The 26,465-nt window shown below is 50.6% G+C and carries 32 protein-coding genes; 5 read left to right on the forward strand and 27 right to left on the reverse strand.

What is annotated here, in order from left to right; all coding sequences use genetic code 11:
- Positions 1-103: 103 nt before the first annotated feature.
- From Har1129_RS09920 to Har1129_RS21200, 3 genes are all read right to left on the reverse strand, one after another.
- Positions 104-403, reverse strand: coding sequence for a hypothetical protein (locus tag Har1129_RS09920; RefSeq protein WP_151100497.1), 300 nt, complete (start codon positions 401-403; stop codon positions 104-106).
- Between the two features lie 196 nt (positions 404-599).
- The gene (locus Har1129_RS09925; RefSeq protein WP_151100498.1) at positions 600-806 is read right to left on the reverse strand and encodes a hypothetical protein; all 207 of its coding nucleotides are present in this window, start codon (positions 804-806) and stop codon (positions 600-602) included.
- Positions 803-937 (reverse strand): hypothetical protein, encoded by a 135-nt coding sequence (locus Har1129_RS21200; RefSeq protein ID WP_255518341.1) that lies wholly within the window; start codon positions 935-937, stop codon positions 803-805. The genes Har1129_RS09925 and Har1129_RS21200 overlap by 4 nt, the downstream gene beginning before the upstream one ends.
- Before the next feature lie 186 nt (positions 938-1,123).
- Between Har1129_RS21200 and Har1129_RS09930 the strand changes: the two genes are divergently transcribed.
- Positions 1,124-1,699, forward strand: coding sequence for a hypothetical protein (locus Har1129_RS09930; protein WP_151100499.1), 576 nt, complete (start codon positions 1,124-1,126; stop codon positions 1,697-1,699).
- Here Har1129_RS09930 and Har1129_RS09935 read toward each other — a convergent pair.
- The 5 genes from Har1129_RS09935 to Har1129_RS21360 form a co-directional block, all read right to left on the reverse strand.
- A complete protein-coding gene (locus Har1129_RS09935; protein ID WP_151100500.1) occupies positions 1,696-2,142 on the reverse strand; it encodes a hypothetical protein in 447 nt (148 codons plus the stop codon). The two genes, Har1129_RS09930 and Har1129_RS09935, sit on opposite strands and share 4 nt — an antisense overlap.
- Positions 2,143-2,190: 48 nt before the next feature.
- Positions 2,191-2,391, reverse strand: coding sequence for a hypothetical protein (locus tag Har1129_RS09940; RefSeq protein WP_151100501.1), 201 nt, complete (start codon positions 2,389-2,391; stop codon positions 2,191-2,193).
- Positions 2,388-2,609, reverse strand: a complete 222-nt coding sequence (locus Har1129_RS09945) for a hypothetical protein (RefSeq protein ID WP_151100502.1) — start codon at positions 2,607-2,609, stop codon at positions 2,388-2,390. The genes Har1129_RS09940 and Har1129_RS09945 overlap by 4 nt, the downstream gene beginning before the upstream one ends.
- Positions 2,610-2,630: 21 nt before the next feature.
- Positions 2,631-4,376 carry a DUF262 domain-containing protein gene (locus tag Har1129_RS09950; protein WP_151100503.1) on the reverse strand — a complete coding sequence of 582 codons (1,746 nt, stop codon included), beginning with the start codon at positions 4,374-4,376 and terminating at the stop codon, positions 2,631-2,633.
- Between the two features lie 68 nt (positions 4,377-4,444).
- Positions 4,445-4,690, reverse strand: coding sequence for an Lrp/AsnC family transcriptional regulator (locus Har1129_RS21360; protein WP_151100504.1), 246 nt, complete (start codon positions 4,688-4,690; stop codon positions 4,445-4,447).
- A 177-nt stretch (positions 4,691-4,867) separates the two neighbouring features.
- On the opposite strand from Har1129_RS21360, the gene Har1129_RS09960 reads away from it, so the two are divergent.
- On the forward strand, positions 4,868-6,085 hold the full coding sequence (locus tag Har1129_RS09960) for a site-specific DNA-methyltransferase (RefSeq protein ID WP_191906108.1): 1,218 nt from the start codon (positions 4,868-4,870) through the stop codon (positions 6,083-6,085).
- Here Har1129_RS09960 and Har1129_RS09965 read toward each other — a convergent pair.
- From Har1129_RS09965 to Har1129_RS10025, 13 genes are all read right to left on the reverse strand, one after another.
- The gene (locus Har1129_RS09965; RefSeq protein ID WP_191906107.1) at positions 6,082-7,605 is read right to left on the reverse strand and encodes a restriction endonuclease; all 1,524 of its coding nucleotides are present in this window, start codon (positions 7,603-7,605) and stop codon (positions 6,082-6,084) included. The two genes, Har1129_RS09960 and Har1129_RS09965, sit on opposite strands and share 4 nt — an antisense overlap.
- A gap of 88 nt (positions 7,606-7,693) precedes the next feature.
- Positions 7,694-8,194, reverse strand: coding sequence for a hypothetical protein (locus Har1129_RS09970; RefSeq protein WP_151100507.1), 501 nt, complete (start codon positions 8,192-8,194; stop codon positions 7,694-7,696).
- Positions 8,194-8,418: a hypothetical protein gene (locus tag Har1129_RS09975; protein WP_151100508.1), complete on the reverse strand. Its 225-nt coding sequence runs from the start codon at positions 8,416-8,418 to the stop codon at positions 8,194-8,196. Before Har1129_RS09975 ends, Har1129_RS09970 begins: the two co-directional genes overlap by 1 nt.
- Before the next feature lie 14 nt (positions 8,419-8,432).
- Entirely contained in the window at positions 8,433-8,651 is a 219-nt protein-coding gene (locus Har1129_RS09980) for a hypothetical protein (RefSeq protein ID WP_151100509.1), read from the reverse strand.
- A gap of 223 nt (positions 8,652-8,874) precedes the next feature.
- On the reverse strand, positions 8,875-9,321 hold the full coding sequence (locus tag Har1129_RS09985; RefSeq protein WP_151100510.1) for a hypothetical protein: 447 nt from the start codon (positions 9,319-9,321) through the stop codon (positions 8,875-8,877).
- Between the two features lie 196 nt (positions 9,322-9,517).
- Positions 9,518-9,982 (reverse strand): hypothetical protein, encoded by a 465-nt coding sequence (locus tag Har1129_RS09990; protein WP_151100511.1) that lies wholly within the window; start codon positions 9,980-9,982, stop codon positions 9,518-9,520.
- Between the two features lie 63 nt (positions 9,983-10,045).
- The gene (locus Har1129_RS09995) at positions 10,046-11,311 is read right to left on the reverse strand and encodes an ATP-binding protein (protein ID WP_151100512.1); all 1,266 of its coding nucleotides are present in this window, start codon (positions 11,309-11,311) and stop codon (positions 10,046-10,048) included.
- Entirely contained in the window at positions 11,304-12,119 is an 816-nt protein-coding gene (locus Har1129_RS10000) for a hypothetical protein (RefSeq protein ID WP_151100513.1), read from the reverse strand. Before Har1129_RS10000 ends, Har1129_RS09995 begins: the two co-directional genes overlap by 8 nt.
- Positions 12,120-12,130: 11 nt before the next feature.
- On the reverse strand, positions 12,131-12,862 hold the full coding sequence (locus tag Har1129_RS10005) for a hypothetical protein (protein ID WP_151100514.1): 732 nt from the start codon (positions 12,860-12,862) through the stop codon (positions 12,131-12,133).
- A 91-nt stretch (positions 12,863-12,953) separates the two neighbouring features.
- Positions 12,954-14,525, reverse strand: coding sequence for a hypothetical protein (locus tag Har1129_RS10010; RefSeq protein ID WP_151100515.1), 1,572 nt, complete (start codon positions 14,523-14,525; stop codon positions 12,954-12,956).
- A gap of 105 nt (positions 14,526-14,630) precedes the next feature.
- Entirely contained in the window at positions 14,631-15,386 is a 756-nt protein-coding gene (locus Har1129_RS10015; protein WP_191906106.1) for a PKD domain-containing protein, read from the reverse strand.
- Positions 15,387-15,497: 111 nt separating this feature from the next.
- Positions 15,498-15,704: a hypothetical protein gene (locus tag Har1129_RS10020; RefSeq protein ID WP_151100517.1), complete on the reverse strand. Its 207-nt coding sequence runs from the start codon at positions 15,702-15,704 to the stop codon at positions 15,498-15,500.
- Positions 15,705-15,794: 90 nt separating this feature from the next.
- A complete protein-coding gene (locus tag Har1129_RS10025) occupies positions 15,795-18,326 on the reverse strand; it encodes a PKD domain-containing protein (protein WP_151100518.1) in 2,532 nt (843 codons plus the stop codon).
- 148 nt (positions 18,327-18,474) lie between these two features.
- On the opposite strand from Har1129_RS10025, the gene Har1129_RS10030 reads away from it, so the two are divergent.
- Entirely contained in the window at positions 18,475-18,804 is a 330-nt protein-coding gene (locus Har1129_RS10030) for a hypothetical protein (RefSeq protein WP_151100519.1), read from the forward strand.
- Positions 18,805-18,836: 32 nt separating this feature from the next.
- Here the strand turns inward: Har1129_RS10030 and Har1129_RS10035 are convergent, their stop codons facing one another.
- The 4 genes from Har1129_RS10035 to Har1129_RS10050 form a co-directional block, all read right to left on the reverse strand.
- Complete coding sequence (locus Har1129_RS10035) at positions 18,837-19,469, reverse strand: hypothetical protein (protein ID WP_151100520.1); 633 nt, start codon at positions 19,467-19,469, stop codon at positions 18,837-18,839.
- A gap of 858 nt (positions 19,470-20,327) precedes the next feature.
- Positions 20,328-20,567, reverse strand: coding sequence for a hypothetical protein (locus Har1129_RS10040; protein WP_151100521.1), 240 nt, complete (start codon positions 20,565-20,567; stop codon positions 20,328-20,330).
- A gap of 34 nt (positions 20,568-20,601) precedes the next feature.
- Positions 20,602-21,429 (reverse strand): IS5 family transposase, encoded by an 828-nt coding sequence (locus Har1129_RS10045; RefSeq protein WP_151098983.1) that lies wholly within the window; start codon positions 21,427-21,429, stop codon positions 20,602-20,604.
- Positions 21,430-21,465: 36 nt separating this feature from the next.
- Complete coding sequence (locus Har1129_RS10050) at positions 21,466-22,026, reverse strand: GAF domain-containing protein (protein WP_225307796.1); 561 nt, start codon at positions 22,024-22,026, stop codon at positions 21,466-21,468.
- 122 nt (positions 22,027-22,148) lie between these two features.
- On the opposite strand from Har1129_RS10050, the gene Har1129_RS10055 reads away from it, so the two are divergent.
- Positions 22,149-23,306 carry a dihydropteroate synthase gene (locus Har1129_RS10055; RefSeq protein ID WP_151100522.1) on the forward strand — a complete coding sequence of 386 codons (1,158 nt, stop codon included), beginning with the start codon at positions 22,149-22,151 and terminating at the stop codon, positions 23,304-23,306.
- Positions 23,307-23,434: 128 nt separating this feature from the next.
- On the opposite strand, the gene Har1129_RS10060 is transcribed toward Har1129_RS10055, so the two are convergent.
- Positions 23,435-24,088 (reverse strand): TrkA family potassium uptake protein, encoded by a 654-nt coding sequence (locus Har1129_RS10060; protein ID WP_151100523.1) that lies wholly within the window; start codon positions 24,086-24,088, stop codon positions 23,435-23,437.
- A 3-nt stretch (positions 24,089-24,091) separates the two neighbouring features.
- Positions 24,092-25,546 carry an APC family permease gene (locus tag Har1129_RS10065; RefSeq protein WP_151100524.1) on the reverse strand — a complete coding sequence of 485 codons (1,455 nt, stop codon included), beginning with the start codon at positions 25,544-25,546 and terminating at the stop codon, positions 24,092-24,094.
- A gap of 211 nt (positions 25,547-25,757) precedes the next feature.
- Between Har1129_RS10065 and Har1129_RS10070 the strand changes: the two genes are divergently transcribed.
- A complete protein-coding gene (locus Har1129_RS10070; protein WP_151100525.1) occupies positions 25,758-26,411 on the forward strand; it encodes a TrkA family potassium uptake protein in 654 nt (217 codons plus the stop codon).
- Positions 26,412-26,465: the final 54 nt, after the last annotated feature.

The raw sequence follows: 26,465 nt of genomic DNA on the forward strand, positions 1-26,465 counted from the left end.
CCGGAGAGTTCTTTGTCTGCTTCAACACAGTCCTCGCAGGCATACTCGTATCGACCGTCCTCGAACAGGATGACGTAATCTTCCGATTGAGCGCAACGAAGAGTCATTCTGCATCACCTCCGTTCTGTATCGCTCGAATAGCATCCAATACGTGCGATTCTTGCTTGTATACGTAATATCCTATCCACAGTGAAGGGAAGATAGTCAAGTGGGCGATAATGATAATCTCATACGTCTTCAGCGGATCTGGTTGTGTTGTCGTGTACCAGATAGCTCCTGCAACCATCCCTACTAAAATCACAACCCGAGCTGCGAATTCTCTAATTCCGTTTTTGATGTACTCTACTTGTTCGTCAGAATCGAGATCTCTGAAATCTCGTTCCTCAACACTTGTGACTTTCATGCAGAACCACCTCCGAGGATTTGTAGGATGAGTAGAGTACCAACGATTGTACCAACTATTCTGACTATCTGAGGTAGATCAAAGTAGCCTGTAGTGAACCAGAGGACGCTGGCTATGAATCCGATGAGGAGGAATGACCCTACGACGAGGAGCAACCGAGCAGGACCTTCTTGAGGTAATTCACCACTCATTGTGATCACCCACTCACCTTGCTGTAGACTCCGAGAATGATTGATATCCCGACGATACTGAATATGAGCTGTCCAGCTGGGTTCATCGCAAGATCAAACGGAATGACTCCAAATCCAGTCAATATCCCAGCGATGACGCCCCCTACGATTTGACCGAAAAAGAGGATCAATATCCCCTTGAGTAGATTTTTGACTGCTCCAGTGGCGCTCATACAGAATCACCGGCATCGTCGCCTCCTTTGCGAATCTCTCTGAGTTTCTGTACATCTACGTCTGATGCGTCGAATTCATCATCGAATACGATGATATCTTCTTCATCATATTCTGTATTGTTATTTGACATAACAATATTATAATGTAAATGGTATGGTAAAAAACTTCTGCGAGTTTTGGAGTTTGCATATGAGTCCGATTTTTCCGCTCGAACCCTACCTATAGACCGCTCAAATCGGGTTGAGTTTTGGTTTCTGTTAGTAGACTCCAAAACTCACGAACACCTTTGGGGAGAAATTATAATATATATGATAAGATGGCGACAGACAACTCATCGTTCACTCTCGCAGTGGACGACGATCTACGAGAAAAGATGTATAGACACGTTCTGGGTGACGATTTCTCAGAGAACGACGTTCGAGACGGTTTCTGTATCGAGTGGGATGACATAGGCCGACCGGAGGAAGAAGCAATCGGGAACGCCAAACAAGGATTCATCGCTGAAGCTGCTCTCTCCCAACTGTTCGAGCAGGCTGGAATCGAACATGAATGGGATGGGAGCGAAGGAGCAGATGATCTGGTTGTTCACGGGAAGACTATCGATGTGAAGACACGAGCGAGCAAGTGTGAGTACAGAAATCTGATCAAGGACTACTGTATGAGCAATTCAGATACAGTCGATTTCTATTTCCTGTGCAACGTCCACTACCATCCAGTAGATCGGAATCGAATTACTGCGGTTGAGTTCTTGGGCTACATCAGCAACGAGGAATTCGAAGAAGTGAGCCAGCCGGTCAAACTCTACGACCACTACGAATCCAAGAAGGCGGAGTGTACGCCAAATCACCTGAAGCCCATCGAGGACTTCATCAACATTGCTCAGATGTTCTAATTTTGTTCCTCGCCGCTCTCTTCTTCCGATTCTCTCAGTTCCGCCATTAGTTCGACGTGCTGATCCATGTCTTCAGGTAGAGTGAAGAAATACACATCACCTTCCACATTCGCAATTACCGTTCCTCCGTTATCCTCGATAACGGTCGGGTTCACTTCATCGACATAGAACATCTCGTTGTTCACCTGCCTAACCCCTACATTAGAGTCGTCTCGGTCCTGTAGAAATTGATAGACCTGTATGAGGGTGCTGATACTGCTTACAATTAGAATTCCAACTGAGGCGACCTCAGTTACAGATTTTCGTATGACTTGTCCTCCAAACTCAACTTCGTCTTCAGCGTCGATCTCCTCTGCAAGTTCTTGTACTAACTGCTCACTCTCTTCACTGGACAGCTTCTCGTCTGTATCGAGAAGCCATTCTATCTTGTATTGATCTCCCATGGGAATGCTGTCTCGCTCTGAATTATAGTAGGTGGTCGCTTGTCTGATTCAGAATTCCTCTACGAGCTGTACCAGTAAAGCCGCTATAATCGCCCCGACAAACAGCCAGACCAATATCTCTACGAAGTTCGGGAGGAGATCAACTAAGACCATCCCAATGTCCTGATTCCAGATCGTAATTGCGACGACCAACATCACGACTAAGATGATTGTCGTAACAAACGCTTCTACCACGTCGTCGGGGTTCATTCGTCGTCACCTCCGTTCATTCGATTAATTTTGATTCGGTTGTCGATGGATAGCACCAGCAGTGCGAAGATAGCTAATGCCATAGTAGAGACGACTATTGCGCCAGTTGCACCAATACTGTCGAGAAATACTCCATATACCCGACCTATGAGGGTCACGCTGACCGCTAAAGCCCCAGCCACGGAACCAGCGATCATAACGAGTTGTTTGTCTACCATTCTTTGAACCCCGGATAGCTATCAGAACGTATCGAAGTCCCAGATCTCCACTCCGATTTCTGCTAAGTCCTCAGACCGGTCCTGTATCTCATTATGAGTCCAGATATCGTATTTCTCTCGGATCTCTTGGGTCATCTCGAAGTCTGAGAGCTTATACTGGTCTTTTTTCTGCTGGAACGGATTATCGGATGCAGATTCGTTTAGGCGATCTTCAAGGAGTGTTAGATTCCCCAGACGGTTCTTGTATTGGCTGAACCCATCTTCATCAACACCCAGAACATCTCTCCATGGGCTGTACTTCTTAGCCGAGAACGTCGCTCTCGGAGCAATATGCTCAATATCGACGGTTGCCCTGTTGTAAGACTTTGCACCACTCCCCTCAGCGGGCATATAGTGGTGTCTCTCAATCATGTCCAGAATATACTTCGTTTGAGCAGTTCGGCTGAAGTCGTCGTTAGCGAGACCGGCATAAACTTCCTCGTTACTTGGTGCTTCTTCGCTCAGTTTTTCTTTTATTGCATCGAGTGGGTCTTGAGGTAGCGGTTCACCACTGCTGAAGGCATTAGAACAGAGATCAGAGAATATCTTGTCGAGTCCTGTTCCACTCTGATAGTTGGCCAGCTTCCAGCGGATCATAAAGACTTCCACGTACTTTAGAGTCTGATTGATCTCGCCATACTCGTCGAATTCGTCAAAGGCTCGCAGCAGTAGTGTTCGAGAGTGAGACGACCCGATATCATTCAGATTCTGTAGACGATTGTTGATTTTCTGCTGTTGTCTACCTTGGAATTCGTCAACTTTCGCCTGCGTGAGTCCTACGTATAGATCCGCTTCTTGGACCATACCATCTACATAGTCGATTAGGTCTACGCCATTCGATGGAAGCTTATTTTTGATTATATCGTTGAATTCCTCATATAGACGCCGAGACGTGACGCTTCCCGAAATGTCAGGTTCGGGGCGAGACATGATATAGTGCCTGAAGAAACGATCTGGATTGTCGATCTCGTAAACGACTTTCTCAAGGACCGTTTCCCACTTGTTTCGAATTGACTCGTACTCGTGAGTCCCGAATTTGGTTGATGCGACTTGTAGCAGAGAGTTTTTCATCAAATCAACGGCAGAGAGTTCTAATCCCCGATCATTCAGAGTCTCGAATAGACGGAACGCAGACGCAGTTCCGCTACATTGGATTACAACCATATTCATTGAGAGAACCAACCGTTTCCGTATATCGTTGATTTCGTCGCTATCAAGGCCTTCTAACAGTTCTTGGAAGTGTCTGTAGGCTTTGAGTAGTTGGCTGTCTTCATTGACACTGGAGATATTCTCCTCGATTATGTTTTGGTAATCCCCGTCCTCGAACTGGCTCAGACTTAATTTGACATGCTCTATGTTATCTGGATCAGATTCATAGAGGTAATCAGTACGAATCATACCACTGATGTCATTCGGGTCGTCGTTCTCCTTGAAATGAGTCTGTATGGCCTTCAGGAGTAGAGAAATCGTAGTCAATCGCTGTTGACCGTCTACCAACTCGTACTCATCCAACTTTCCAAATCCGCCGGTTCGCTCTATAACGACAATTGAACCGAGAAAATGACTCTCTCCTTCTTCTAATCCAGTAAGGTCTCGCCAGAATTCATCCCACTGATCTTCGCCCCACGAGTACAATCGCTGGTAGTCCGGAACTGAAAACAGTACTTTTTGATCCAGCACTCCACTGATGTTTGATTCTGAGACAGAGCTGACCAGTTCTTCCGACATACTGTCCTCTGTGCCTCACCGCCACTTGTTTTTATGGGTAGATAGTGACTGTCAGGACCTACGATAATTCAAGCGCCACCCTCTGTCTCCCAGATCAGTGTATTTCCTGCTGGGTTCGACGTGACCTTCCCTTCATCCTCAAGTTCAGATAGACGGTCATGGGCAGTCGTTCGGTGACAGTCCAATCGATCTGCGACCTCACTTGTAGAGAGTCGAGTACCTTGGAGAAGAGATAGAATCTCCTCATCCGAGTAGACCTCCTGATATCGCCCCGATTCGTCGTTCCTTCGTCGGGTCACTGGTTTCGGGTTCATGCTCTGATACAATATAACCCTCGAACCAGCAGCTCAGATAGTAAACATTTAGTGTCCATACTACGTGATGTAGGATGGATACAGTCACCCGATTAGCAGGAGTCGGGCGAGAGAGCAACAGAGTAATCAACACCGCCACCAATGAAACTCACAACCAGCGCCCCCGAACGTGATATAATGACTGAGGACTCTGCCGTAACGGAACTGATGGACTCTGACCCTTACTACAATGCAGAAGGAGGGTCGGCTTTCCATGGGAATAGCAAGGAGCTTCTAAAAGAACTCCCTGACAACAGCATCGACCTGATCGTTACCTCGCCTCCCTTTGCTCTTCAGCACCAGAAGGAGTACGGCAACGAGGATCAGGAAGGGTACAACGATTGGTTCATGGAGTTTATTCCTGAAGTTCGTCGTGTACTCCAGCCCCACGGGAGCTTTGTAGTCGAAATCGGGGGCGCATTCAAACGAGGATGGCCTGAGCGGTCTCCATATCAATTCGAGCTACTGAATCGGCTCGTTGACGAGGATGAAGGCCAGATGCATTTGGCTCAAGATTTTTACTGGTATAACCCGGCCAAACTTCCGAATCCGATTGAATGGGTCAACGTCCGAAAGATTCGGGTTACGGATGCAGTGACTCACATCTGGTGGCTCACGCCGGAGATCAACAAGGAATCCGCCGTCGAGGAGGGCGAACATCCTCATCCAGAAGCGAACAACCAGCGTGTCCTACAGGAATACTCCGATTCCCAGAAGGAGCTGATGGAGACTGGAGAGTACAACGACGGCAAGCGTAGTTCTGGATGGAACATCGATTCGGAGTCCTTCGCAAATGAAAACGAGGGGTCGATCCCTGACAACTTCCTCGCAGGAGCCGACGCTGAAGCCATTCTGAATAGGCTTGACGAAGTTTCTGCTGAGGAATTCTTGGAATGGATTATGGGGTCGGATGAATTCGAGGACGCTTCTGCTGGAGATCTACTTCGAAGGCTCGGGATGGGTGGTCGAACAGCAGACAACGTGATTGAGGCGTCGAACACGGCGAGCAATACGCACTATCTCTCGATGTGCCGGAAGTTCGGATTCGATTCTCACCCTGCTCGCTTCCCTCGCCAGATCCCCGAATTCTTCATCGACTACCTGACGCCGAACCCGCCCTACGACGACTGGGACCGAAGTTATCTTGATCGGCCCGTCGTCCTCGATATCTTCGGCGGGTCGAACCTCACGGGCAGTATTGCGCAACAGAAAGGGCGTTACTGGATGGCGTTTGAACAGGAAGAAAAGTATCTTGAGACCTCTCAGTTCCGCTTCCTGACGGAAGACGAGATCAAGAAGCGGTTAGACGAAGACCAGTCCGACTTCGGAGATTTCGCTGAAGTTGGTGACGACTAATCCTCTGAATCTTCGTCTTCATCAGGGGTGTAATCGTCCAGTGACGGTTGATCTTGGTCGAAATCTAACTCGTCCTCGAACTCTTCCAATGCTTCGTCCTCTCTGTCGATGAGATCCATACCATCTTCCTGCTCCACCTCTCGCCTATCGAGTCGTTTGATATTGTGAATTCTGCGGGCTTCGCCTCTCAGGACCGTAAGCAGGTGGTCGGTGTTATCGTCAAACTCCTCGATATCATCTCCTGTGAGGAACATGATTGCGATATTCTCGTGTCTCATCACTTGGTTGGCGTACTGCTTAGCATCCTGAGAGATACCGCCTCGGGCGATCATGAGGATGGTATTCGTTTGTAGAATCCGGGCGATCCCTACTTCACGGGAGATTTGTTTTGACTCCAACTGGCTCTTAGTGTTCTTACACTGGATCTGCCAGCGATTGAATGTGGTATCGATCTCGTCCATCACCACGTCCACTTCGGAACCGCCTGTCTTTCGTCCTCGAACACGCCAACCGACGAACTCCAATCCGAGTAGTCGGCCAGTCTTTACCGTGAGTGTTTCGAGTGCAACCCCTTTCTCGTGAGTCGAGTCCGAATCCAGTTCCTCCATCACTTCATCGAACGAGAGCCTGAGAACGTGGCGAGGAACACCGACACGCTCTGAGAGATCATCAAGGACGGGTTTCAGTATCTCAGCATCGAACTTGTCGGTTGTCTCAATCAGGTTTGGCTTGCCGGAGACGTGTTCCCACTCAATGTATCCTGCTTCTTCGAGTGGATCGAGCGTCCTCCGACTGATATTGGATTGGCTGATGTTGACTCCGTAGGCGTGTTCAGCGATTCGTTTGACTGTCCGACTCTTCACTTCTCCCGGTGGGTCGATTAGAGCCAATGCACGGAGGAATGCCTGCTGTTGCTCGGTTAATCCATCAAGCTCTACAATATCCTCCGAATCGACGCCAATCAGTTCCTCAATCCGAGTGCGGTCAATATCGTAGCGGTGCGTTCCTTTGTTTACAACGCCCGCCTCGGACATCCACGCCCGCATTTGGCTCCAGTGGTTCGAGGTCTCGTCAATGTGGAAATCGTACTGCTGTTTGAATTCCTCTTTGACGTTATCGTTGACTGTCTTCCGTCCTTCAGCCTCCAGATCCTCGACGATCTCGATTCCCTTCAGTCCATGAAGGTTTCGTAGGATGTGTTTGGCAAACCTGTCGTATAGGGCATCTGGGTCGTCTCGAAGCTCGTGGAGTTCGTCGCCCAGTTCGGTGAAGTAGAAGTCCTCATCAGTAATTTTGTACCCTCTATCCTTCATTCCGAGCCTGACGTTCTTCGCTCGGGTCGTATCAACATCACCGGGGAAGAAGGTCTCTCGAATTGCTTCATCGAATTCGTCTTCCTGTCCTTCGTACTCCTTCGCCATTTCCAGAACGACAGAAAGCTCCGTTCGGTCATCGTCAGTGTGGAGTTGCGCTGGAGAGAACGCATCTCCGAATGGGAGGTCGGTGTCGTGACGGGCCATAGTAGCTCTAAAACAGCTCTTCAAGGCCGGGCACATAAAGCTGTGGTTAGTGAGAATGTCTGATTATAGCCCCAATATAGAACTGAGCTTATTCTACCCCCAGAATAGAACCCGTAGAGGATATCACCGTCGCACTTGCGTTGGAGGTTTGCTCCAGACCAGTAATTTGAGACACGACAGTACCAATTCCAGCAATCGCCAGAAGGATGGCTAAGCTGATACAGACGACGGTGAACACGATGAAGACGATCTCTGCGAAGATATTGAGGTAGTTCCTTCGGGTGATCGACGTGACCACATCTGCCATCGCTTCCTCTACCTCATCTTCGTTGCTGGTGACTTGGTAGGAATGAGGATCTGACTGCGATCCGTGCTTCTGGATTAGATGGTCAGCGTCAGATAATTTCTTCTCGGTTCTGTTGCCGAGGTACTCCGGGCTGTAATCTCTTGAAGAGATCGTGAATACTGCGTCGTCTCTGTCGAGAGCGTTCAGGTTGTCTCGATATCGCTTCCGTATCCTATTACGCTCTCGTCTCGCCTTACCGAAGTCTGGAAAGAGATCTCGTAGAGTGTCGAGAGCAGCACTCATCAGATAACCTCAAACGAAACCTGCTGCTTCCGATCAGTAGACACGTAGAGATGGAATGTTTCGTCGTCCTGTACGAAGGCATCTTCCACGAGTTCGTGTTCCTTCGTCTCGTCTATATTCAGTCCAGAACTGGGAATATCGATTTCAGTGGTATAGTCGCCGTTTGGGTCGGGTTTGTACTTCGTATCCTGTAGCGCCGACTTGATTCGGACTTCAACAGACATTTTCTGTGTTCTCCTCAGGTGCTGAAGACTCGCTGCTCCGATTCCGCTGAGACATACACATGGAATGACCCGTCGTCTTTCATAAAGGCATCCTCAACCCATTTGTGGTCCTTGACCTCATCTAAATTCAGCCCAGAACCGGGAATATCCACTTCCTCAGTGTACTTTCCGTTCTCATTCGGCTTGTACCGCTTATTCTTGAATGCGGCTTTGATACGAGTCTCAACAGACATAGACCGTATTTAAAAACAGAGTGTGATAATGGTTTGGCTATTTGACTCCTCCAATAGGTGGCTCATATCCCTATCCTCACCACCCCCACCCCCTCACCGACATAATGGGCGAGCAGGTGCGTGCGTGTAATTTTCATTTCCTAAATATATTTCGGCGTCTAAAATCTCAAACTGGAACCCAGAATACCACGAGAATATAGTACTCACTCGAAAAAAGAGAAGGTCAGATATTGCCAGCTACTATTTCACTCTGAGCTTTTTCCAGTTCGTAATCATCTATTCGAGATTCGGTCAATATCTCGTAAGCAACCCGCTGTCCTTCTTGGGTCGGCCTTGGAGAACTAAAACCGCCTGCCAGAAGCCCTCTATCTCGTAATGGTCTGAATATCTTCCTCTGTTCGTCGCTACTATCACTACCACGCTCCCATACCTCTTCTGGGTATGCCCCTTCTCCGAAGACTACACTCAACAGGAACTCTCGTTGCTCTTGACCTATTCTGTGATCAAAGTCAGCAGTATTATCACTACGCATCGATTCTCGGGCTCTTTTCTTGAATTGATAAACCATAATAATTATTCTTATATCATTTCCTAAAGCATTTTTGATGTTTGTATGAATATCAGAGAACTTTCTGCTTGAATCGCTGGAGATCGGTATCGTTGAGTACAACAGTAAAACCGACCTCTGAACGTCGATCTACAGCAACAATATTCCGCCCTTGATGGTGCTTCACCGCTACCGTTAGTTCATCCGAGTCAACCAGCAACTTATCCGCCTTCGAGATAACAAAATCAGTCTTCGTGTCGTTCTTATCCAGCGAATTCTGGTTCTCAGAGACCAATTCATCGAATAACATGAGTATCACTTACTTTGTGAGTGTGACTTCTGCTCGTCCAAGATCTGAGCTATATACTACCATCTGCACTTGATTGCCGTCCACTCGGCTAATCTCCTCGATCTCTGGATCTCGACCATCAGAGTCGCTCAGGTAGTCGAAGAAAGCCCCGGTGTCGTGCTTCGCCCACACAGCGAAACCATCTGAGTCAAAACTATCTATGTCTCTTGCATCTGCGACATTCAGTTCGGAAAAACGAGCGACGAATACGGGTTTCCAGTTCCATCCGCTCATCGAATCCTGCGACTCCTGAATAACAACGAACCAGTTGAGATTGACTCCAATATCGTACCGTCCATTGCTATGTATCTTCTGTAAGTCACCAAAAGCAGAAGTAGGCGGATTCTCGCTGGAATATTTCTTTCCTACCTGAAGTATCTCAGGAGGGACAACTGTTCTATCCTGTCCATTATTACGACCGTGATTATGTGACATTATAGTAAGAAAATGTGTTTAACTTCCTATATATGTTGTGATGTTTGTTTGAAAGAAAAGGATTCACCATTTGTAGTCGTCGGTATGACCCGCATTCGGATCTACATTCTCGTCTGAATCGTCCATGAACTCGTTTTGTTTCCCACCGTCCTCTTCGCCTTCTTTTTCATCTAAATACTCCTCAGCCCGCTCTCGCTCGGCTTCTATGGACTCTTTGATACTCGAACCACCATCGTCGTCTCGGTGGTATGGACAGCAATCTATGTCATCTTGGAGTAGTTCGGGGTATTGCTGACTCGAAGCCCCACAACCATTCTGTGAGCCCTCTCCACCGTGAGAACAGTATACTCTCGTGTCGTCAGGCTCACCACCGCCATCCTGATACTTCTCCCAATCGTCGATTAGCTGTCCTCGTTTGATCTGATTCTCAGGGTCGTCAAGGTTCAATTCCAGAGTAGCGAACGTCTTGTCATCGAATCCCCAGAGAGAGTGGTCAGAAACGTCCTGCATCCCTCGAACACGGAATTCAGGATCTCCACTCTGGTACTCATCGTATGACTTGTAGTAGTTCGCTCGATCAATCCCTTCCCCAGCTTTGTTGGGTGCCTCTATTACACCGTCAGCGTTGTTTCTAAGTGCAGGAAGGATATCGGTCGGATTCTGGTGGCCAATCGCTATAATCCTACAAGAACCACCCTCAGATTTCCGCAGAGCGTTGATAACTCGGACGAAAATATCCTGAGCATCGTTCGAGGACGTGAGCATATTCGCCACCGTGGACAGCTCGTCCAGCAACATGACCTTCTCACCGGGTTCTTTAGCGAATTCGAGGAAGTCAGAGATTAGTTCTGAGTAGCGAACGTCGTAGTCAGCTTCCTCAAATTTTCCGTCTTTGAAGCCCTCTAAGGCAAGATTGGTCATACACTTCTCTACGATATCCTCGTCCATCGCCTTCCAAGCGAGATCGGACATCTTGGTCGATTTCCCAGATCCCTTCGGACCTTTGAGTATCAGAGTTTGAGCAGCTGGTTCCAGTCTCTCCAGAAGCATTCCGTACCCTGTCGCATCCACAGAGTTGTCCGAGACGCCCTTAATCGCAGAGACCTTCGTGAGATCGTCTTCCTCTATTGCGGTATTGATAGCGTTGGACTTGACGTTCTTCAGTAGCTGATTGAAGGTGTCACTTTCTTCTGGTACAGGAAGCGCCTGTTCCATCCGTAGAAGGTACTGTAATCTCTCGGACGATACATACGTCACCCACTGTGGAACTTCGCCTTCATTCCCTATATGCTCGCTCAGATAAGCCGCAGAGAGATCGTCACTACTCATCGTCACCACCTCCGATCTCCTCCTGAATATCTTGGATAATATCGTCCTGTAGTACGTCGTTATCCTTCAGGACACTCTCAATATCAGTCTGCCGTGTGTCACTCTCCAGATTGATGTTCTCTCGATTTTCGATGTTGGTTTGAATCTCTTTGAGAGCCGCTTCACGGGAGATATTCTCTCGTTGAGAGAGGACTTGAATAGCAGATTCAGCCATCTTCCATGTGACTGTGACTGCTTCATTCAGTTGCTCTTTCTCCGCTCGAAGGTCGATCTGATTCTTCCCGGCGAGCCACGTTACCTCTGCCTCCATCGATTCCTTATCGAAGTCGGTAACGAGGTAGGCAAGCCCGTGTTCAGCAGTATGAATTTGGTCTACATCGTCCCAGTCCATCGGCTCACCATCAGGATTTCTGAAGTCGATTTTGTGTATCAACTGAGAAGGAATAGCCCACTTCGCCAGTTTGGATGCTTTGGCATTGTAGGCGTACAGGCGTTCTCTGGTATCATCGCTAACGTACTGTCGTAGGAGTTCTGCGGGTACGAGACCGACATACACACCATAGCTCCAGTATACAGAGTACGGGACCATATGCTCAGGAACACCTGAATTCAATCCTACGGCTTCGAGGATACCGAAAACTCCTGTGAATAGGATGAAGATGAGAAGGAAGTAGCTCTTGATGATCTGCTTCGCTCTTCGATATCCTCTCTTCAGATCGGTCTTGATCCGACCGTATGAGAGTCGTTTTCGTGTCGATTCACCGTCTGAGTCGTTCTGTTCTTTCTGGTTTCGTTGTATAATTGACATAGTATATCACCTCAAACTTCTCGAATTGGTTCCTGATCGTGTCGATTAGCGAACTGTTCAAGGGCGAGAATCGTCCCCATCGAAACGAGGATTCCGAGCAAGAGGATGATGATCCTATACTCGGCAGCAGGGAGGAAGTTGAAATTGTCCTCACCAAACGCAAGCCACGTACCACGGTCTGCCGTCACAGAGATGTGTTTCCTCGATGGATTTCGCATTTGGACGGACAGTATATTCCGCCCATCAACCTGAGAAATCGTCTTCAGCTGAGCGCCAGATTGCGTCTGAGTCCCATCAGCCACGACTACTGTTGTCGGTTCATCTGTCTCGACGTAGACTCTCGCAACGCCGTCTTCAAGGTCATACTCAACGTGGTAGACTCGAACATTTCCATCCCACCGATCAGGGAACGGGTACGTAGTCTGGGCCGTCGAATCCCACCTTTGGCCAGTATACTGCCGAGAATTGTCTTCCGATGACTGTAGATCGGCGTTTTCAGCCTCCACAATCCAGTCCAGAACCCGTTCTTGAGCAGGTTCGGGTAATGAATCGGAATTATCTGAATACCACTCCTGAACCGTCCGTAATTGCTCTTGCGTGACTGTACTCATGTCCGACTGTATTATCGACCGGATTTCCTCTGGAATCGGGTTAGACTGTGTATCCTCCTGTGCAGCGACAGTAGCAGGGAGAACCGCAGACCCCAGAAGAAGAACAGCCAATAATACAGCAATACTACTCATTTGTTTCATATATTATATATTAACAAATGTCAAAACTCGGGTAAATATGTTGCGACGACTATAGGAAAACGCAGAGAAGAAGGCTTGCTGATTAGATTCTGAGTATCTTGATGTAGGCGAACAGAATCATCACAACAATGACTGCAACAATCATGAGACCACCAGCTACACCGATTCCAAGGTTCTGGAGGAAGCTCTTGATAGCGTCTTGCGAGATCCCAGATCCGCCACCACTCGACTGATTGGCCTCATATTTGTCTTCGAGAGCCTCCATCTTGTTGATGAGTTCAGAGATTTGGCTATTGAGGTTCGAGGTATCTGTTGTAGCGAAATCGTTTCCGGTCAACGTCATGGAATCGACTTCATTTCCTTCGTCATCGTACACCTGAACTACTGTGAATTCGCCATCAAGAGGGTAATCCTCTGGCTCTGAGTCCTCTGGGTTACTAACGAATGTAACCGAATCAGAGACCTGTACAGTACTGCTATCGCCGTCATCTGACTGTACATAGGTCGTTCCAGTCTTGACTTCATTATTCGGGAAAGCATCATCATTAGCGTATATCACGCCCGATTTGGTCGTCATAGAGCCATCTCCGTTGAAATCAGCTTTCACATCAACGGTCTTCCCAGCATCATTCACAGCATATCCTGCGGACTGAGCTGATAGAAGACGGTATGTGAGGGAATCATTATTCCCACTGCTCGTTAGCATAACCTCAAGCGGGCCAGCTGCATCAGATACAGATACTTCACCGGGTTCATAGTTCGAATAGATGGAATCAGCCATACTACCTACCGCAGAATTGGCCGAACTATGTTTATCCTCCAGCGTTGTGAGAGCAGTCTTGAAACTCCCTCCATCAAGCGGTATTGCTGTCGATCCATCTGGAGCGACGACGTTCAGGAAATTATCTGAATCATAGATCGACTCATCTACAGGAGCTTCAAGATTTCCAGTGTAGTGGTACGGAGCTATCGTCTCATAACCATCTGGAGCATGGTAAGTCATCGACCCCGTGAGAACCTCCATCTGCTCGCCATTATACAGAGTTACAGTACGTAGCTCGAATTTCGTTTGATAATCGTCCTCACCGCCATCGAGCGAATATGGATATATAGTCTCGAATTTGAGGTTATCCGTTTGAGTGAATTTCTGATCCATCATCTGCCAGTGCTGCATCTGGCGGTTTTGTGACGTGTATAGAGATTTCTGGACTGTACTGAACACAGAATCCACTTCTTGCCGTGCTTGATCTTCACACTGTGACTGCGAATTTCCGTTATTCATACACTCAATTATCTCTATTTTTGCGTGAGCGAGAGCAATACCCTGTGTCTGCTCGATATAGGATATCTTCTCTTTCACCGTCTGTCGGCGGTGATCTTGCATGAATACAGAATCACCATAGATATCCCAGTGTACCTGTTCAGGAGTAGATCCGTCTACGTCGCCGTATTCAGCCGAACATTTCGTGAAGAAGGTAACTATAATCCCACCACTGGCGCAGGATGCTTCTTTTAGATTTTCATCCCACGAGTCTTCATAATTTGAATCTGATTGTGCCTGAACAGGAGACGCCATCAGAGGCGCACCCACTGACGAAAGCAGAACCAGAGAAAGGAGAACTATACTACCGATTCGTTTTGCTGTATCACTCATATCTGTTATAAAATTGTCAAACAATAGGTAAATATATTTCGACAGTAGCGACTATGAAAAATATCGTTAAATACTGTGATTTCGGGAAAATAGAAAGATAAGCCTCTAATCCTGAACTGCGAGGAGAGTGCTTATCACAATGAAGACAGCAGCGAATGCACCGATGATTGCGAGAACGCCGTTCGACGGAACGCTACCAGATCCTCCACCTCCAGTATTCTCTTCAACTGTGAGAGTAAAGGTGGCAGAGTCAGTAGCTCCGTTTCCGTCACTGACCCGAACATCGTATTCGTAAGTACCTGTGCTGGACTCTGAGACAGTTGCTGTGGAGCCTGTAGCGTCATCGAAGGTTCCGTCGCCATCGAGATCCCATTCGTAGCTGATCGTATCAGCGTCGTCGGGATCACTGGACGCCGAAGCGTCGAGGGTGACGGACTCGCTTACACCAGCAGACGCCTGATTATCGCTGTCAGAGAAGTCAGCTGTAGGAGCGTCATTGGCTGCGACGAGGGAAACAGAGTCAACTGTTGTAGTCTCGCCGGAGGTTGTGTCTCCATCATCAGGTACGTCGATTACAACGTACACGGATGTAGCTGAGGACGAGGACACATCGAAGGAACCACTACCAGTTGCACTGACCTCCTTGCTGTTAATCAGCGAGTCGTCAGATGCATCGTAAAGTTCCAGTGTAGCGTTCGCCCCAAGCGAGGACACATTGTATTCGAATGTGTCAGCAGATTCGTTCAGACTGAAGGCTGTGGATGTGTACGATCCACCCTCCGTGATCTGCGCTCCTGTGCTGTTGTAGCTAACTGTAGTTGCTGAACTCTCGTTCCCGCTGAAATCAGATCCAGCGTCCATAGTAACGAGAGTGGCCTGTGCTGCCATAACCGGTGCAGCGACCAGCATTAGTAGCCCTAATGCTACCACACCGAGTTTTGCCGTTGATGAGTTTGTTCCTAACATAATTCATCACTCTTTGTTGAAAATGGCATCAAATAGTGAAGCCTTGATTGTCGAAGTTGCGAGTAGGACAAGAACGATCCCGAGAATAGGAGCCCATGGATCGCCAAGGCTGCCAATTAGTTGATGATTTTGAAGAACCAGATCTACACCGTATACTCCGGAGAATAGACCCGATCCTGCCGATACGCCTTTTTCTAAGTATTTGTCTGCCATAGCACATAAATAATTTTAAATTAAATGGTAAATATATTACGCAGATTACAATTTATAATAAATTACTGAGGCAAGATAACGTGAATGTGTCTACTCTTCCTGATCTCGAACTGCGAGGAATAACATTATTATGACGAATACTAAGACGAACACCCCAATTACAACGAGAATATTATTCGATGAAGCACTCCCAGATCCTCCACCTGTATTGTCAGAACCATCTCCACTTGTGTCGTCAGTAGTGGACTCGGATAGGGTTAAGACGACCTCATATTTATCCTCGTCTACTGTAGCAGTCTTAGTACTGGTTTCATAGCCGTCTGATGACGCCTCAAATGTGTACGTGCCATATTCTATATCAGCTAACTTTACAGCAGCACCATTCTCGCTAATCCCGCTCGTGTACGCCGTACCGTCTTGCGATACTGTGTAGTCGAAGGAATCGAGTTCCGACCCACTGCTATCTTCAACCACAATATCGAATGACTTCATGGGGGTCTCGAACTGAATCGTTTTCGTGGCAGTCGTATTTTCTGAGATGGTTACTGTACCGAATGAATCTGGTCGGTCAGGATGAGTGATTTCTACATCGTATGTTCCTGTAGGTATATCCGAGAACGTCGCTACACCGTCAGAACCAGCAGACTGACTCGCTATTTGTTCACCATCCCACAGCCCGACAGTAGCATCACCATCAGCGAGAAGGTCGCCGTTCCAGTCCTCGACGGTGATCTCAGCACTTCCTGAAATCTGCGATAGAGTGAAACTATTGGAAGTCGTGCTGTTTTCCGAGATCGTGTACGTCTTCGTGACTGAATCATACCCGCTCTTGGAGACACTTACATCGTAGTCGTACTGGGATTCTACAGTTTCCGTAACTGGTGCAGATGCTCCCGTCACAGAGGCCACCTCTGTACCGTCTGAAACTCTCGTAACTGTGTAGTCGAAACTACTTAGAGAGTCACCATTAGAGTCCGTCACACCACTGATTTCAAGTGTTCCAGTCGGTGGTTCATTGACGGTAAGCGTGTAGGTTGCGTAGTCATATCCACCATTGCCGTCTTCTACTTCTACCTCGTATTTGTACGTTCCACTACTGGATTCAGAGACCGTCACAGTTTCTCCAGTGGCCTCGTCGTAGTTACCGTCGCCATCGAGATCCCATGCGTAGGTCAAGCTATCTCCATCGGGATCTGTAGAGGCGGAGGCGTCTAATGTTACAGTCGTTCCCGTTTCTACTGTGGACGCATTGTCGCTGTCTTGGAAATCCGCTGTAGGGAAGTAATTCTGGACGGTTAGGTTGTAGGTTTTAGACGTTGTACTCGAAGATGGACTGAACGTCTTAGTCTTCTCATCGGTCGAGTAGCCAGTAAATCCCCCTTGTGCCGTCACAGTAACATCGTAGGTGTAACCAACCCAGATATCACTCTTAGTGTACGGCATCTGGGCGGCGATTGGATCATCAACCGTAGATCCAGTATCAGTATTCACGACTTCCATATCTGCGTGGCTAACGTCGCCTTCTGCACTCGTCGTAGCGTTAACTTCGATTGAACCCATTGTTCGATCAAGACTGTAAGACCGGGTATCAGTCGTTCCTGCTGTGTTCGTCACTGGACCGACCACTACGTTGTCGTAATTCGGATTCTGGACGTTGAACGAGTAATCCTCACCACTTGCGTACCCACTAAACGTAACGGAGTTATCGGCGTCCGAGTCCGACATCGTTTTCGTCCCTACAACTGTTGTAGATCCGTTAGAGTCCGTCTGAGTAAGCTCTATAGTCGTATCGCCCTTCGGGGTATCTCCAGAAGTATAGTCGGAGAGTGAGAGCTTCATGGAGCCTGTTTCATTAACCGTCAGGGTGTACGTTGCCGTATCAGTACCTCCATTGCCATCACTCACCTGAACCGAGTAGTTGTATGTCCCAGCTGAAGACTCAGAGACCGTGATCGAGCTACCACCAGACTCGTCTCCATAGGTTCCATCATTATTGGTGTCCCATGCGTAGGTCAGGCTATCTCCATCAGGATCACTACTGGCCGAAGCGTCGATGGTAACAGAAGTGTCAGTCGTTACCGTAGAGGCGTTATCTGAATCTTGGAAATCCGCCGTAGGTGCAGAGTTAGTGGAAGACGAGACGAGTTCGAGCGAATCCAGAGTACTTGACTCTGCTGTATCATTACTATCGCCATGAGGCATATCCACTTCAACATAGATATCGGATGTGCCTGTCCACGTGATAGAGCCAGAGAGATTGCTGTAAATCCCTATCTCTTTAGACGTGATTACAGTATCGTCAGAAGCGTCATATACCGTTATAGTAGTCGCAGTCTCTACTTGGTCGAATGTATAGGAGAGTTCTTGACCAGACTCAGGGCCTACAGATACCGTTTGAGACGTGTATGTAGCACCAGTCATAGTGCCAGTGTCTTCAACCAGTTCTATTCCAGTAGAAGTGTAATTCACCGTCCCAGAGGTAGATGAAGCGTTGTTTTCGAATTCTGTTCCTGTGTCCCATGTGAACACTGTAGTCGCAGCAGCAACAGGTGCAACCATCACCACGGCGGCGAGGATGAGAGCTGCACCTATTGTGGCATATTTCGTTTTGCTATATTTCATTTTATATACATATAAAAATTCTTATAGTGTTCTAAATATATTGCGGAAGATAATACTGTGGAATTTTTCCAAATGACTCCTAAGCTTGAAGGTTATTCTCTCTCACATATGGACTATGATTAGCCGAATTCGAGGTACATGGGGTAAAGTGACCAACCTCTTCAGCTGGTGGCGTCGAGGAAACTCGAAACAACATCCCACCAATGGCCAGTGGGTGAGCGGAAGGATGGAGGTTGCTCAGACACTCTTCCTACGAGGATCATCCGCCCTCTACTCCCTTCTCCATACCGTCCTGTTCGGGATCTACGCCATCCTTTCAGAGTTCGTCATCGGTGTCCTCAGTGACCTCTGGCACTCGGATCGACGGCACACGAGAAACTTCGTGGTATGGGTCGGCTCCGGTATAGCGACGATCCTCAGAGGAATAGGGAAAGGACTCGCCAAGATCGGCAAGGTAGCATACGACTCGCTGAAATAATCACGTAACGACCGCAAGAAAATCAGTACCGCTTAAGAAACAGACGTTGGCGTGAAGGCATCTAAGCCCTCTTGCTCGTCATCATCCGAAGCATCGTTCGTATCACGGTCAAAATCATCTTCAACCGCCTTCTCTGCGTCTCTACAGTACTCAGATATCCTCTCCGCAGTCATTGACTCATCGAGAATACAGATATCAGAGTAACCAGCCACAGAGAGGTACTTTTCGCCTTTGAATGAAGACAGGCCTACAGCAGAGACATACACTCTGTCGCCTTCCTCAGCGTCGATCTCGTTGTTCCAAAGGACCAGTTCGATTTCATCCTCAAATCCATCCTCATGTTGTAGCGTCGAGATGACGTATTTCTCCGAGATCTTATTCGTCTCAGCGTCTACCTTCTCATCTATTCGCACCACCGTAGCGAAGTTGTCTCCTCCAGCTGAGGCAGGCTGAGATGCTACCCACCATGTCTTTCTATTATTGTCCCAGTCAATTGCGTCCTCTGCCCCATACGAGACTGGTTTTGGAACACTCGTGCATTTTACCATTGCTCCTTCGACCTCTACCTCTAATTCGAAGTCGAGATCGTCTATCTCAACGGAATACCGGGCACACTCCCTCTTTCTGTACGTCCATTCTTTCTCCTGAGTTAGATCCACACTCATATCTAAATATATTGTCACTTACCCTTTATTAGTGTTAGGGTGTTTTGACCACATTTGACTACGAACTCAGCAAATAAGATTACAAACGCCGAAATATCTTTACTATATTATCCTCATAGACACGCATATGGTATCAAGTAAACGAGATTTAGTTTGGATTGAATTGATGCGATATGACCAACGAGCGTGGACAGTTCAGCAAATGCAAGAGAGGATTGAACAAGACGTACACGAGAGTACGGTGAGACGTGTGTTCAAGTCAGCAGTTGAATCGGGTTTGATGAGTCATGAGAAGCACGGGAAGATCTACTACCTGAATTGACTGAGACGCTTTCTAAGCGACTTCCTTTCTGAAGACAATGGAATACTCACAGAACATTGGTTAGTCTGTTCTGGACACCAATACGTGCCCGCATATAGCTCAAAAGAAGTAGTCAAGCAACGTGTGTGATGTGAGTGAGAGTGAGAGGACTCGAACCTCCGTAGGACTGAACCAGTTGATCTTAAGTCAACCTCCTTTGACCAAGCTCGGACACACTCTCTGGTGGCATTCGCCCTATTCAGGCTAATAGCCCTATTGAAAGTCCCCTAACAGCATACACAGAGGCTTCACGGGTTCTATTTGGGTCCTCACAACAGTTTTTATTTGATTCCTGTTGTTCCATCGACCCCAAATGAGAATGGAAGGATTCGAACCTCCGTAAAGGCCTCAGCCAGCTGGTCCTAAGCCAGCTCCCTTTGACCACTCGGGCACACTCTCAAATAAAGCGAGGCAACGTTCCCAGCTCATTCAATAGTAGTATCAACAATCCTAAAGATGTACCGCCAGTCAACCCGATATTTGATGAGAGAAGGAATTTAGATATCTTCACTTAGATACTGAACCTCGTCTATCAACGATACCTGATCGCAGTCCTCGTAGAGAGCTGATTCAATAATCGACGGAGAAGCTACCCAGACCGGGGTATAGTCGTACTCGCCCGTATCCATATTCTGTACTCTCACGATCTCCTCACCAGTCAATTCTTCATGAGCTTGGATCAGCCGTTCTCGTTTCTCGTCCACGTCGTCGATGACCCGCTCGAAGAATTCAGACATCCGGCCGTGGTGAATCAGCAGACGTAGCTTGATTTCACGGTTTCAGAGACTGCTTGATGTTGTGAACGACACACATCAAGACGAGTTCACGAAATTCGCCGTACCAAGTTCGCGCACGCACGGTGTCGCCGAGCGTGCGCTTAATCGTGGAGAAAACGGTCTCACACATCGCTCGTTGGCGGTATTGAGGTCCATCGATCCGCGCGTTATGCGCGTGATCGATGGGCTGGAACTCACGATGTTTGATCAACGGTCTTACGCCCTCTTCGCGGAGTTTTTCGCGTAAATCCATCCAGTCATAGCCTTTGTCCGCAGCGAGGCTGGCGAGGTCGCCCGCGTTGCGTCGGGCGACCTGCCAGCCGAGCTGTGTGTCGTGGCGTTTCTCAGTCGTACAGTGAACGTCTAGAATCGCTTGGCTTTCTGTGTCGACGAGAGCTGTCGCTTTGAGCGTCTGAACCCGGTAATTCGTCCGCCGACAGTAGTGTTTGCTAGCGTTTTCGCGGTCGAAAAACGTCGCATCGATAGCGGCGTGATCGCTTGGCTCGTGCAGCTGCGCCGACAGGCGCAGCAGCACTCGCCAGAGTTCGGTTTTGATTCTGTCAAACCACTTGACTAGCGTGGAGTGATCGGGGAGATCGGCCGCGTCAAGGCCGATCTTCCCAAGTATTTGTGGCATCTCGCTCAGCAAATCAAGTGCTTCTCGGTAGGACTTTCCTAGGTAAACCCGCAGACAGTGCAGCGACACCACCGCATACTCGGCGAAGCCGCCACCCCCTTCGGGGGCGGCGACTTCGCCTCGCTCACCAACAGCATTTTTAGCTAACTGAACGACATTGCTCGTGAAGCGGGAAATTTTCGACATGAACCATCGGCGGTTTCCCGCTTCATTCCACTAGTTCTAACGGTCGAAGTCGACGCTTTCCAGCGATTCACCAGAGCCTTCCATCCGGTCGCGCTGGACGCGGAGGTCGTGTTCGCGCTCGGCCTTCTGCAGTGCCGCCTGAACGTGCGTCGCGTACATCCGGGCGAGTCGAACCGTTTCGCCGTCAAACGTAACGGGGGTAAGCGAGCCGATGTTGATGACACCGTACTCAGCAAGTGGCAGGATAATCTCGCTGCTGACGGGCGAGTTCTCGTTGTACTGGCGCTGCTCATCGTTGAGTTCGGAGTACGTCCGAACTTCGTCTTGCTCGAACGCCTCCCACGAGAGGCTGTTGCCGGGTCGGTAGGTAACCGGCCAGTCGAATACCTCGTCCGCCCGCTCCGTCGACGCCGCCAACTGCAGTTCCGAAGCGTCGCTGTCGTACAGCCACAGCGCTCCGAGTGGCACGTCGAACACAGACGAGATACCCGACATTGCGATCTCGCAGATCTCACGCTCAGACTCCGCAGTCATCAACTGCTGTGTGACGGCCTCGAACGAATCGAGGTCGAATGCGACTGTTAACTCCCCACCCATCCCGTATAATTCATGCAACAGTGTATATAAATCTCGGTGGTCTCGTATCAGTGATACGTGCGTGACGTCGCCGCCCCGCCAATGTCGCGGGACCTTTGTATCCACAGCCCTCAGAAAGCGGTATGCGAACGGTCGAAATCGACGGCCTCCCGGTGGGTGATGGCCACCCGACACGCGTCATGAGCGTGCTGAACATGAGTTCGAACTCCGGGTACAAGCCGAGCGTGTATCTGGACCCCGTGGAAGCCGCCGACGCTATCGAGGAGAACCTCGTCCCCGCCGGTGCGGACATCATCGATGTCGGTCTCCAGTCGGCGAACCCCAAATACGAGTCCAAGCCGGTCGAGATGGAGAAAGACCGGCTCGAAGCGGTCGCGCCGCTCGTCGACGAACTCGACGCCGACGTGCCGCTCTCGCTCGAAACCCGCTACGCCGAGGTCGCCGAGGAAGCTATTGGCCACGGCTTCGACCTCATCAACGACGTCTGTGGCTTCGCCGACCCGGAGATGAAAGGCGTCGTCGAGGACCACGACATGCCGGTCGTCAAGATGGCCAGCCCACCGGACCTCTCACGGCCCGGCGCGCTGAAGACTATCGACGACCTCTTCGAGGCGCTCCAGCGGGACGGGTTCACGGACAAGACCATCATCGACCCGGCCTTCGGCGGCTGGTACGACGGCAAGGAGTTCGAGGACAACTGGGAGATGTTCCGCCGCCTCCGGGAGTTCCGCGCCTTCGACCGACCGATGCTCACCGCGACCAACCGCGAGGACTTCCTCGGCGATCTGGCCGACCAGCCCGAGACGGAGAACCAGCTCGCGGTGTCGCTGGCCGCCGCAACGATGGAGGTCGAACGCGGGGCCCACATCATCCGCACACACGACACCCGCGAGACCCACGACGTGGTCAAGGTCGCCGACGCGCTCGGCGACGAACGGACGACCCGCGCTGAAACTGAACCCGGCCCGACCGTCGCAGAGTTGACCGACGTGACGCTGCGCGAGGTGGCCCGCCATCAGTCCCTCGGCGAGACGGTCGCCGGCGGCACCGACGACGCCGCGACGCTCACGTTCCTGCTTGGCGACCTGACCGACGATGCCCGTGCGAGCCTCCGAGCTGTCGCCGAGGTGACTGACGTGGTCGTCGTCGAGAAAGACAGCGGTAGTCTCTACGTCGGCGGTTCCGCGGCTGCGCTGAAAGTCGTCACCGACAGCCTCGCCGAGGATGGCCATCGGGACCTCGCCGGCGAACTGCGAGCGTCCCTGTCCCGTCGCGTGTAGGGGTCGCGACTGGTCCGTACCGCAGCGGCGAATTTTCACACAACCCGGAGAACACTACTGTCCGCTGGTAGCTATTCGCGAGCAAATCACGCGGCGATTTCTACGCTGAGACAGGAGACTACGAATCGCTAGCCGCGCATCAGATTCAGCACCTCATCGACGACGTCGGGTTCAACAGCGACGACATATCTACTGCCGGGTGTCAGTGTCGTGTCTGCACGGGCGATTCGCTCGCCGTTATCGTCGGACACGACGAGGGCCCCTTCGGGGAACCGTACGTCTGAGAGGGCTTTTCCGGCGGCTGGAGCGCCATCAGCGACGCGGATGTGCATGATATCGAGAGTGCCAGTCACGTCGGCAAGCGTCTGGACATCGCTCCCCAAGATTTCGTTTGCTGCCACTCTCGAACCGGCCCGTTCCGGGAAGACTACCGCGTCGACAAACCGGGTGTATGCCTCGCCCCCTGTGCGGTCGATACGCGCTACTGTCCGGATCTCGGGCGTCAACTCCGCAGCAGCTAAACAGACTGCGAGATTCAGCCCGGTCTCACCGGTAAGCGCGGCAACGGCGTCCGCTCGCTCAATGCCTGCCTGTTCGATGATATCCGGATTCGTTGCGTCACCGTGGATAACCGTCGCGATCCACTGATCAGCGATATCCGAGACCATCCGCTCATCGCGTTCAATAATGGTCACATTGTGACCGCGGTCGGCGAGTATCTCAGCTGTTTGGAAGCCGACGCGTCCACCGCCAGCGATGATAATGTCGAGAGTGCTAGTCATAGGTTACTCTTCAACTCCTTGTGTTATTTCAGTGTCGTCAGTCGTCGGTTCGCTTTCCGACCGCTTTTTCGCCCGGTTGAGAGCGAAATACGCGATAGCTCCGAGCAGAATCCATGCCGCACTGAGTGTCAGCGCCAACGGGTCCGTTCGGAGCAGGAACTCTATCAGCACGCCCGTCAAAAGCAGATTGAGCGCGATACCGATTATCGGCGGTGCCGGGTAGAACGGCATCTCGTACGGCCGATTCATGTTCGGCCGCTCTCGCCGGAGTCTGATGACGGCGACGTTGACGATGATGAACGATAGGAGAAAGAACAGGCTCGACATGTTGCCGGCACTCTGGGTCGGCAGTGCCACTGAGCCAAGCATCACGACGGCGCTAGCGAGGATTGCGACGAACGGCGTCCCGTAGCGGTGGTGGATCTGGCCGATCGACGGGAGCAACTGCCCTTCACGTCCCATCGAGAACGCCACGCGCGATGACGCGATGACGACCGCGTTGAGGGCGGTGAGCGTCGAGAACACGGCTCCAAAGACGATGAGTGCCCCGCCGTTCTGGATGATCGGTAAGCCGGTCGGCATGAACGATGTCGCTGCCGTTGCGATACCTGCCTCGCCAGCGTCAGCAAGGCCCTTTGCCCCAAGCGTCCCGATAGCGACCGTCACAACTGCGAGATAGACGACGACAGTCACAGCGAGGCTGATAAATATCGCTTTCGGGATGTTTTCACGCGGGTTCTGCACTTCCTCCGTGACAGTGGTGATGAGGTCGTACCCCTCGAAGGCGATGAAGGTAAGTCCCATCGCCGGCAGGACCGCGGCCGCCCCGCTGCCCTGCGGAAACAGCGGCTGGAACTCGGCCCCGGAGAACATCGGTGAGGTGAGCCCGAACGCGACGAACACAACCAGAATAGAGACTTTGATGATGGTGAAAATAGTCTCCACGCTGCCGCTCGCGGCCGTCGAAACGGCGTTGAGCGCGACGAGGCCGAGTACCGCCACGAACGCCAGCAGGAAGGCCAGCGGGAGCGCCACGTCGATGACTGGAACCACAACGGCACCCACCTGCTCCGGCGGCGGAACCACGCCGTAGACGTGCAGCAGTTCGAGAAAGTTCGGTGCAAAGCCCAGCGCGTACAGCGCTCCCGCAATCATGTAGGCGAACCAGAGCATCCAGCCCATGATGAACGAGGCAAAGTCGTCGAATATCTCTCGCACGAAGGCGTATCCACCGCCGCTTTTCGGAATCGAGGCAGCGAGTTCTGCATACGAGAGTCCTGTGAACGCCGTAACCACGCCGTTCAGTGCGAAGACGAGTATCGCGGCTGGACCAGCGATCTCGGCGGCCAGCCCTGTCAGCACGAAGATACCGGCCCCAATCATCGCCCCCATCCCGATCATCGTCGCGTCAAGCAACCCGAGTTCAGCCTCGGGTGACCGAGTCTGGCTCTTACTCATTGCACCCTGTTTCGATTCGGCATGCTATCCATCGTACGCTGTCTGTACTCTGTTCGATCATTTGAGTTCCGGGGTAAATTCCTCTATTGTAGGAACTGTGACCGTATTTCATAAAGGGTTCCGCTCACGAGCCTTCAGTAAAATCGGGCGTGTTATCAGTCCATTAGAACTGTCGGGGCATTGAAGATGACGTGTTTTCAACAGTAGGGTAATGGCCCGGACAAAGCGCTTCGTCATCGCCGGCGGTGGCCGTGTCGGGAAACAGACCGCCGAGAACCTCGGTGATCAGGGTCACGACGTACTACTGATCGAGTCCGACGAGGAGCGCGTTGCGGCGCTATCCGACGCGTATCTCGGTCCCGTTATCCACGGCGACGCTAGCCGCCCGTCGATTCTCGAACAGGCCGACTTGGCCGAGGCTGACGCTATCGCCGCACTCACTGACGAACCGGGCACAAACCTCGCCATCTGCATGGAGGCCCAGCAGTATGCTCCGTCGATTCGGACCATCGCGAGAGCAAAGACGGAGACGGAACAGGAGTACGACGAGGTGGTGGATGCGACGCTGCTACCGGAGTATCTCGGTGGCGACTACGCGGCAGATATCCTGACCGGCGAGGATATCCGGACGCTCGTGTACCCAACTGCTGCCCTCGATATCATCGAGGTGAGTGTCGCCCCGTCAGCCCCCGTCGCGGGGCGCCGGCTCGATGAAATCGCGCTTCCGTCCGGAAGCCTGCTCATCTCGACGGCGGACCGAACGGAACTCGCAGGAGCTGACATGGTCCTGAAACCTGACGAGCGCTATATCCTCGCCGTCGAAACCGATGTCGTCGATGAAGTACTGAATCTCATGCGCGGATAGCAGTCCGAATTGTCAAATTTCTCTACATCATATCTTGCTATTTATTCATCTGTG

Source organism: Haloarcula sp. CBA1129, assembly GCF_008729015.1.
Taxonomy (GTDB): domain Archaea; phylum Halobacteriota; class Halobacteria; order Halobacteriales; family Haloarculaceae; genus Haloarcula.

Bases quoted from the DNA above. Each gene is read 5' to 3' on its own strand.
- Har1129_RS10010 (WP_151100515.1), bottom strand. From the start codon at position 14,525: ATGAGTGATACAGCAAAACGAATCGGTAGTATAGTTCTCCTTTCTCTG.
- Har1129_RS10000 (WP_151100513.1), bottom strand. From the start codon at position 12,119: ATGTCAATTATACAACGAAACCAGAAAGAACAGAACGACTCAGACGGT.
- Har1129_RS10035 (WP_151100520.1), bottom strand. From the start codon at position 19,469: ATGAGTGTGGATCTAACTCAGGAGAAAGAATGGACGTACAGAAAGAGG.
- Har1129_RS09925 (WP_151100498.1), bottom strand. From the start codon at position 806: ATGAGCGCCACTGGAGCAGTCAAAAATCTACTCAAGGGGATATTGATC.
- Har1129_RS10020 (WP_151100517.1), bottom strand. From the start codon at position 15,704: ATGGCAGACAAATACTTAGAAAAAGGCGTATCGGCAGGATCGGGTCTA.
- Har1129_RS10055 (WP_151100522.1), top strand. From the start codon at position 22,149: ATGCGAACGGTCGAAATCGACGGCCTCCCGGTGGGTGATGGCCACCCG.
- Har1129_RS09980 (WP_151100509.1), bottom strand. From the start codon at position 8,651: ATGTCTGTTGAGACTCGTATCAAAGCCGCATTCAAGAATAAGCGGTAC.
- Har1129_RS09945 (WP_151100502.1), bottom strand. From the start codon at position 2,609: ATGGTAGACAAACAACTCGTTATGATCGCTGGTTCCGTGGCTGGGGCT.
- Har1129_RS10025 (WP_151100518.1), bottom strand. From the start codon at position 18,326: ATGAAATATAGCAAAACGAAATATGCCACAATAGGTGCAGCTCTCATC.
- Har1129_RS10015 (WP_191906106.1), bottom strand. From the start codon at position 15,386: ATGGACGCTGGATCTGATTTCAGCGGGAACGAGAGTTCAGCAACTACA.
- Har1129_RS09940 (WP_151100501.1), bottom strand. From the start codon at position 2,391: ATGAACCCCGACGACGTGGTAGAAGCGTTTGTTACGACAATCATCTTA.
- Har1129_RS09935 (WP_151100500.1), bottom strand. From the start codon at position 2,142: ATGGGAGATCAATACAAGATAGAATGGCTTCTCGATACAGACGAGAAG.
- Har1129_RS09950 (WP_151100503.1), bottom strand. From the start codon at position 4,376: ATGTCGGAAGAACTGGTCAGCTCTGTCTCAGAATCAAACATCAGTGGA.
- Har1129_RS09990 (WP_151100511.1), bottom strand. From the start codon at position 9,982: ATGTCACATAATCACGGTCGTAATAATGGACAGGATAGAACAGTTGTC.
- Har1129_RS10070 (WP_151100525.1), top strand. From the start codon at position 25,758: ATGGCCCGGACAAAGCGCTTCGTCATCGCCGGCGGTGGCCGTGTCGGG.
- Har1129_RS09995 (WP_151100512.1), bottom strand. From the start codon at position 11,311: ATGAGTAGTGACGATCTCTCTGCGGCTTATCTGAGCGAGCATATAGGG.
- Har1129_RS10065 (WP_151100524.1), bottom strand. From the start codon at position 25,546: ATGAGTAAGAGCCAGACTCGGTCACCCGAGGCTGAACTCGGGTTGCTT.
- Har1129_RS09920 (WP_151100497.1), bottom strand. From the start codon at position 403: ATGAAAGTCACAAGTGTTGAGGAACGAGATTTCAGAGATCTCGATTCT.
- Har1129_RS09960 (WP_191906108.1), top strand. From the start codon at position 4,868: ATGACTGAGGACTCTGCCGTAACGGAACTGATGGACTCTGACCCTTAC.
- Har1129_RS21360 (WP_151100504.1), bottom strand. From the start codon at position 4,690: ATGAACCCGAAACCAGTGACCCGACGAAGGAACGACGAATCGGGGCGA.
- Har1129_RS09965 (WP_191906107.1), bottom strand. From the start codon at position 7,605: ATGGCCCGTCACGACACCGACCTCCCATTCGGAGATGCGTTCTCTCCA.
- Har1129_RS09970 (WP_151100507.1), bottom strand. From the start codon at position 8,194: ATGAGTGCTGCTCTCGACACTCTACGAGATCTCTTTCCAGACTTCGGT.
- Har1129_RS21200 (WP_255518341.1), bottom strand. From the start codon at position 937: ATGTCAAATAACAATACAGAATATGATGAAGAAGATATCATCGTATTC.
- Har1129_RS10005 (WP_151100514.1), bottom strand. From the start codon at position 12,862: ATGAGTAGTATTGCTGTATTATTGGCTGTTCTTCTTCTGGGGTCTGCG.
- Har1129_RS10040 (WP_151100521.1), bottom strand. From the start codon at position 20,567: ATGTCTGAATTCTTCGAGCGGGTCATCGACGACGTGGACGAGAAACGA.
- Har1129_RS09975 (WP_151100508.1), bottom strand. From the start codon at position 8,418: ATGTCTGTTGAAGTCCGAATCAAGTCGGCGCTACAGGATACGAAGTAC.
- Har1129_RS10045 (WP_151098983.1), bottom strand. From the start codon at position 21,429: ATGTCGAAAATTTCCCGCTTCACGAGCAATGTCGTTCAGTTAGCTAAA.
- Har1129_RS09930 (WP_151100499.1), top strand. From the start codon at position 1,124: ATGGCGACAGACAACTCATCGTTCACTCTCGCAGTGGACGACGATCTA.
- Har1129_RS10050 (WP_225307796.1), bottom strand. From the start codon at position 22,026: ATGGGTGGGGAGTTAACAGTCGCATTCGACCTCGATTCGTTCGAGGCC.
- Har1129_RS10060 (WP_151100523.1), bottom strand. From the start codon at position 24,088: ATGACTAGCACTCTCGACATTATCATCGCTGGCGGTGGACGCGTCGGC.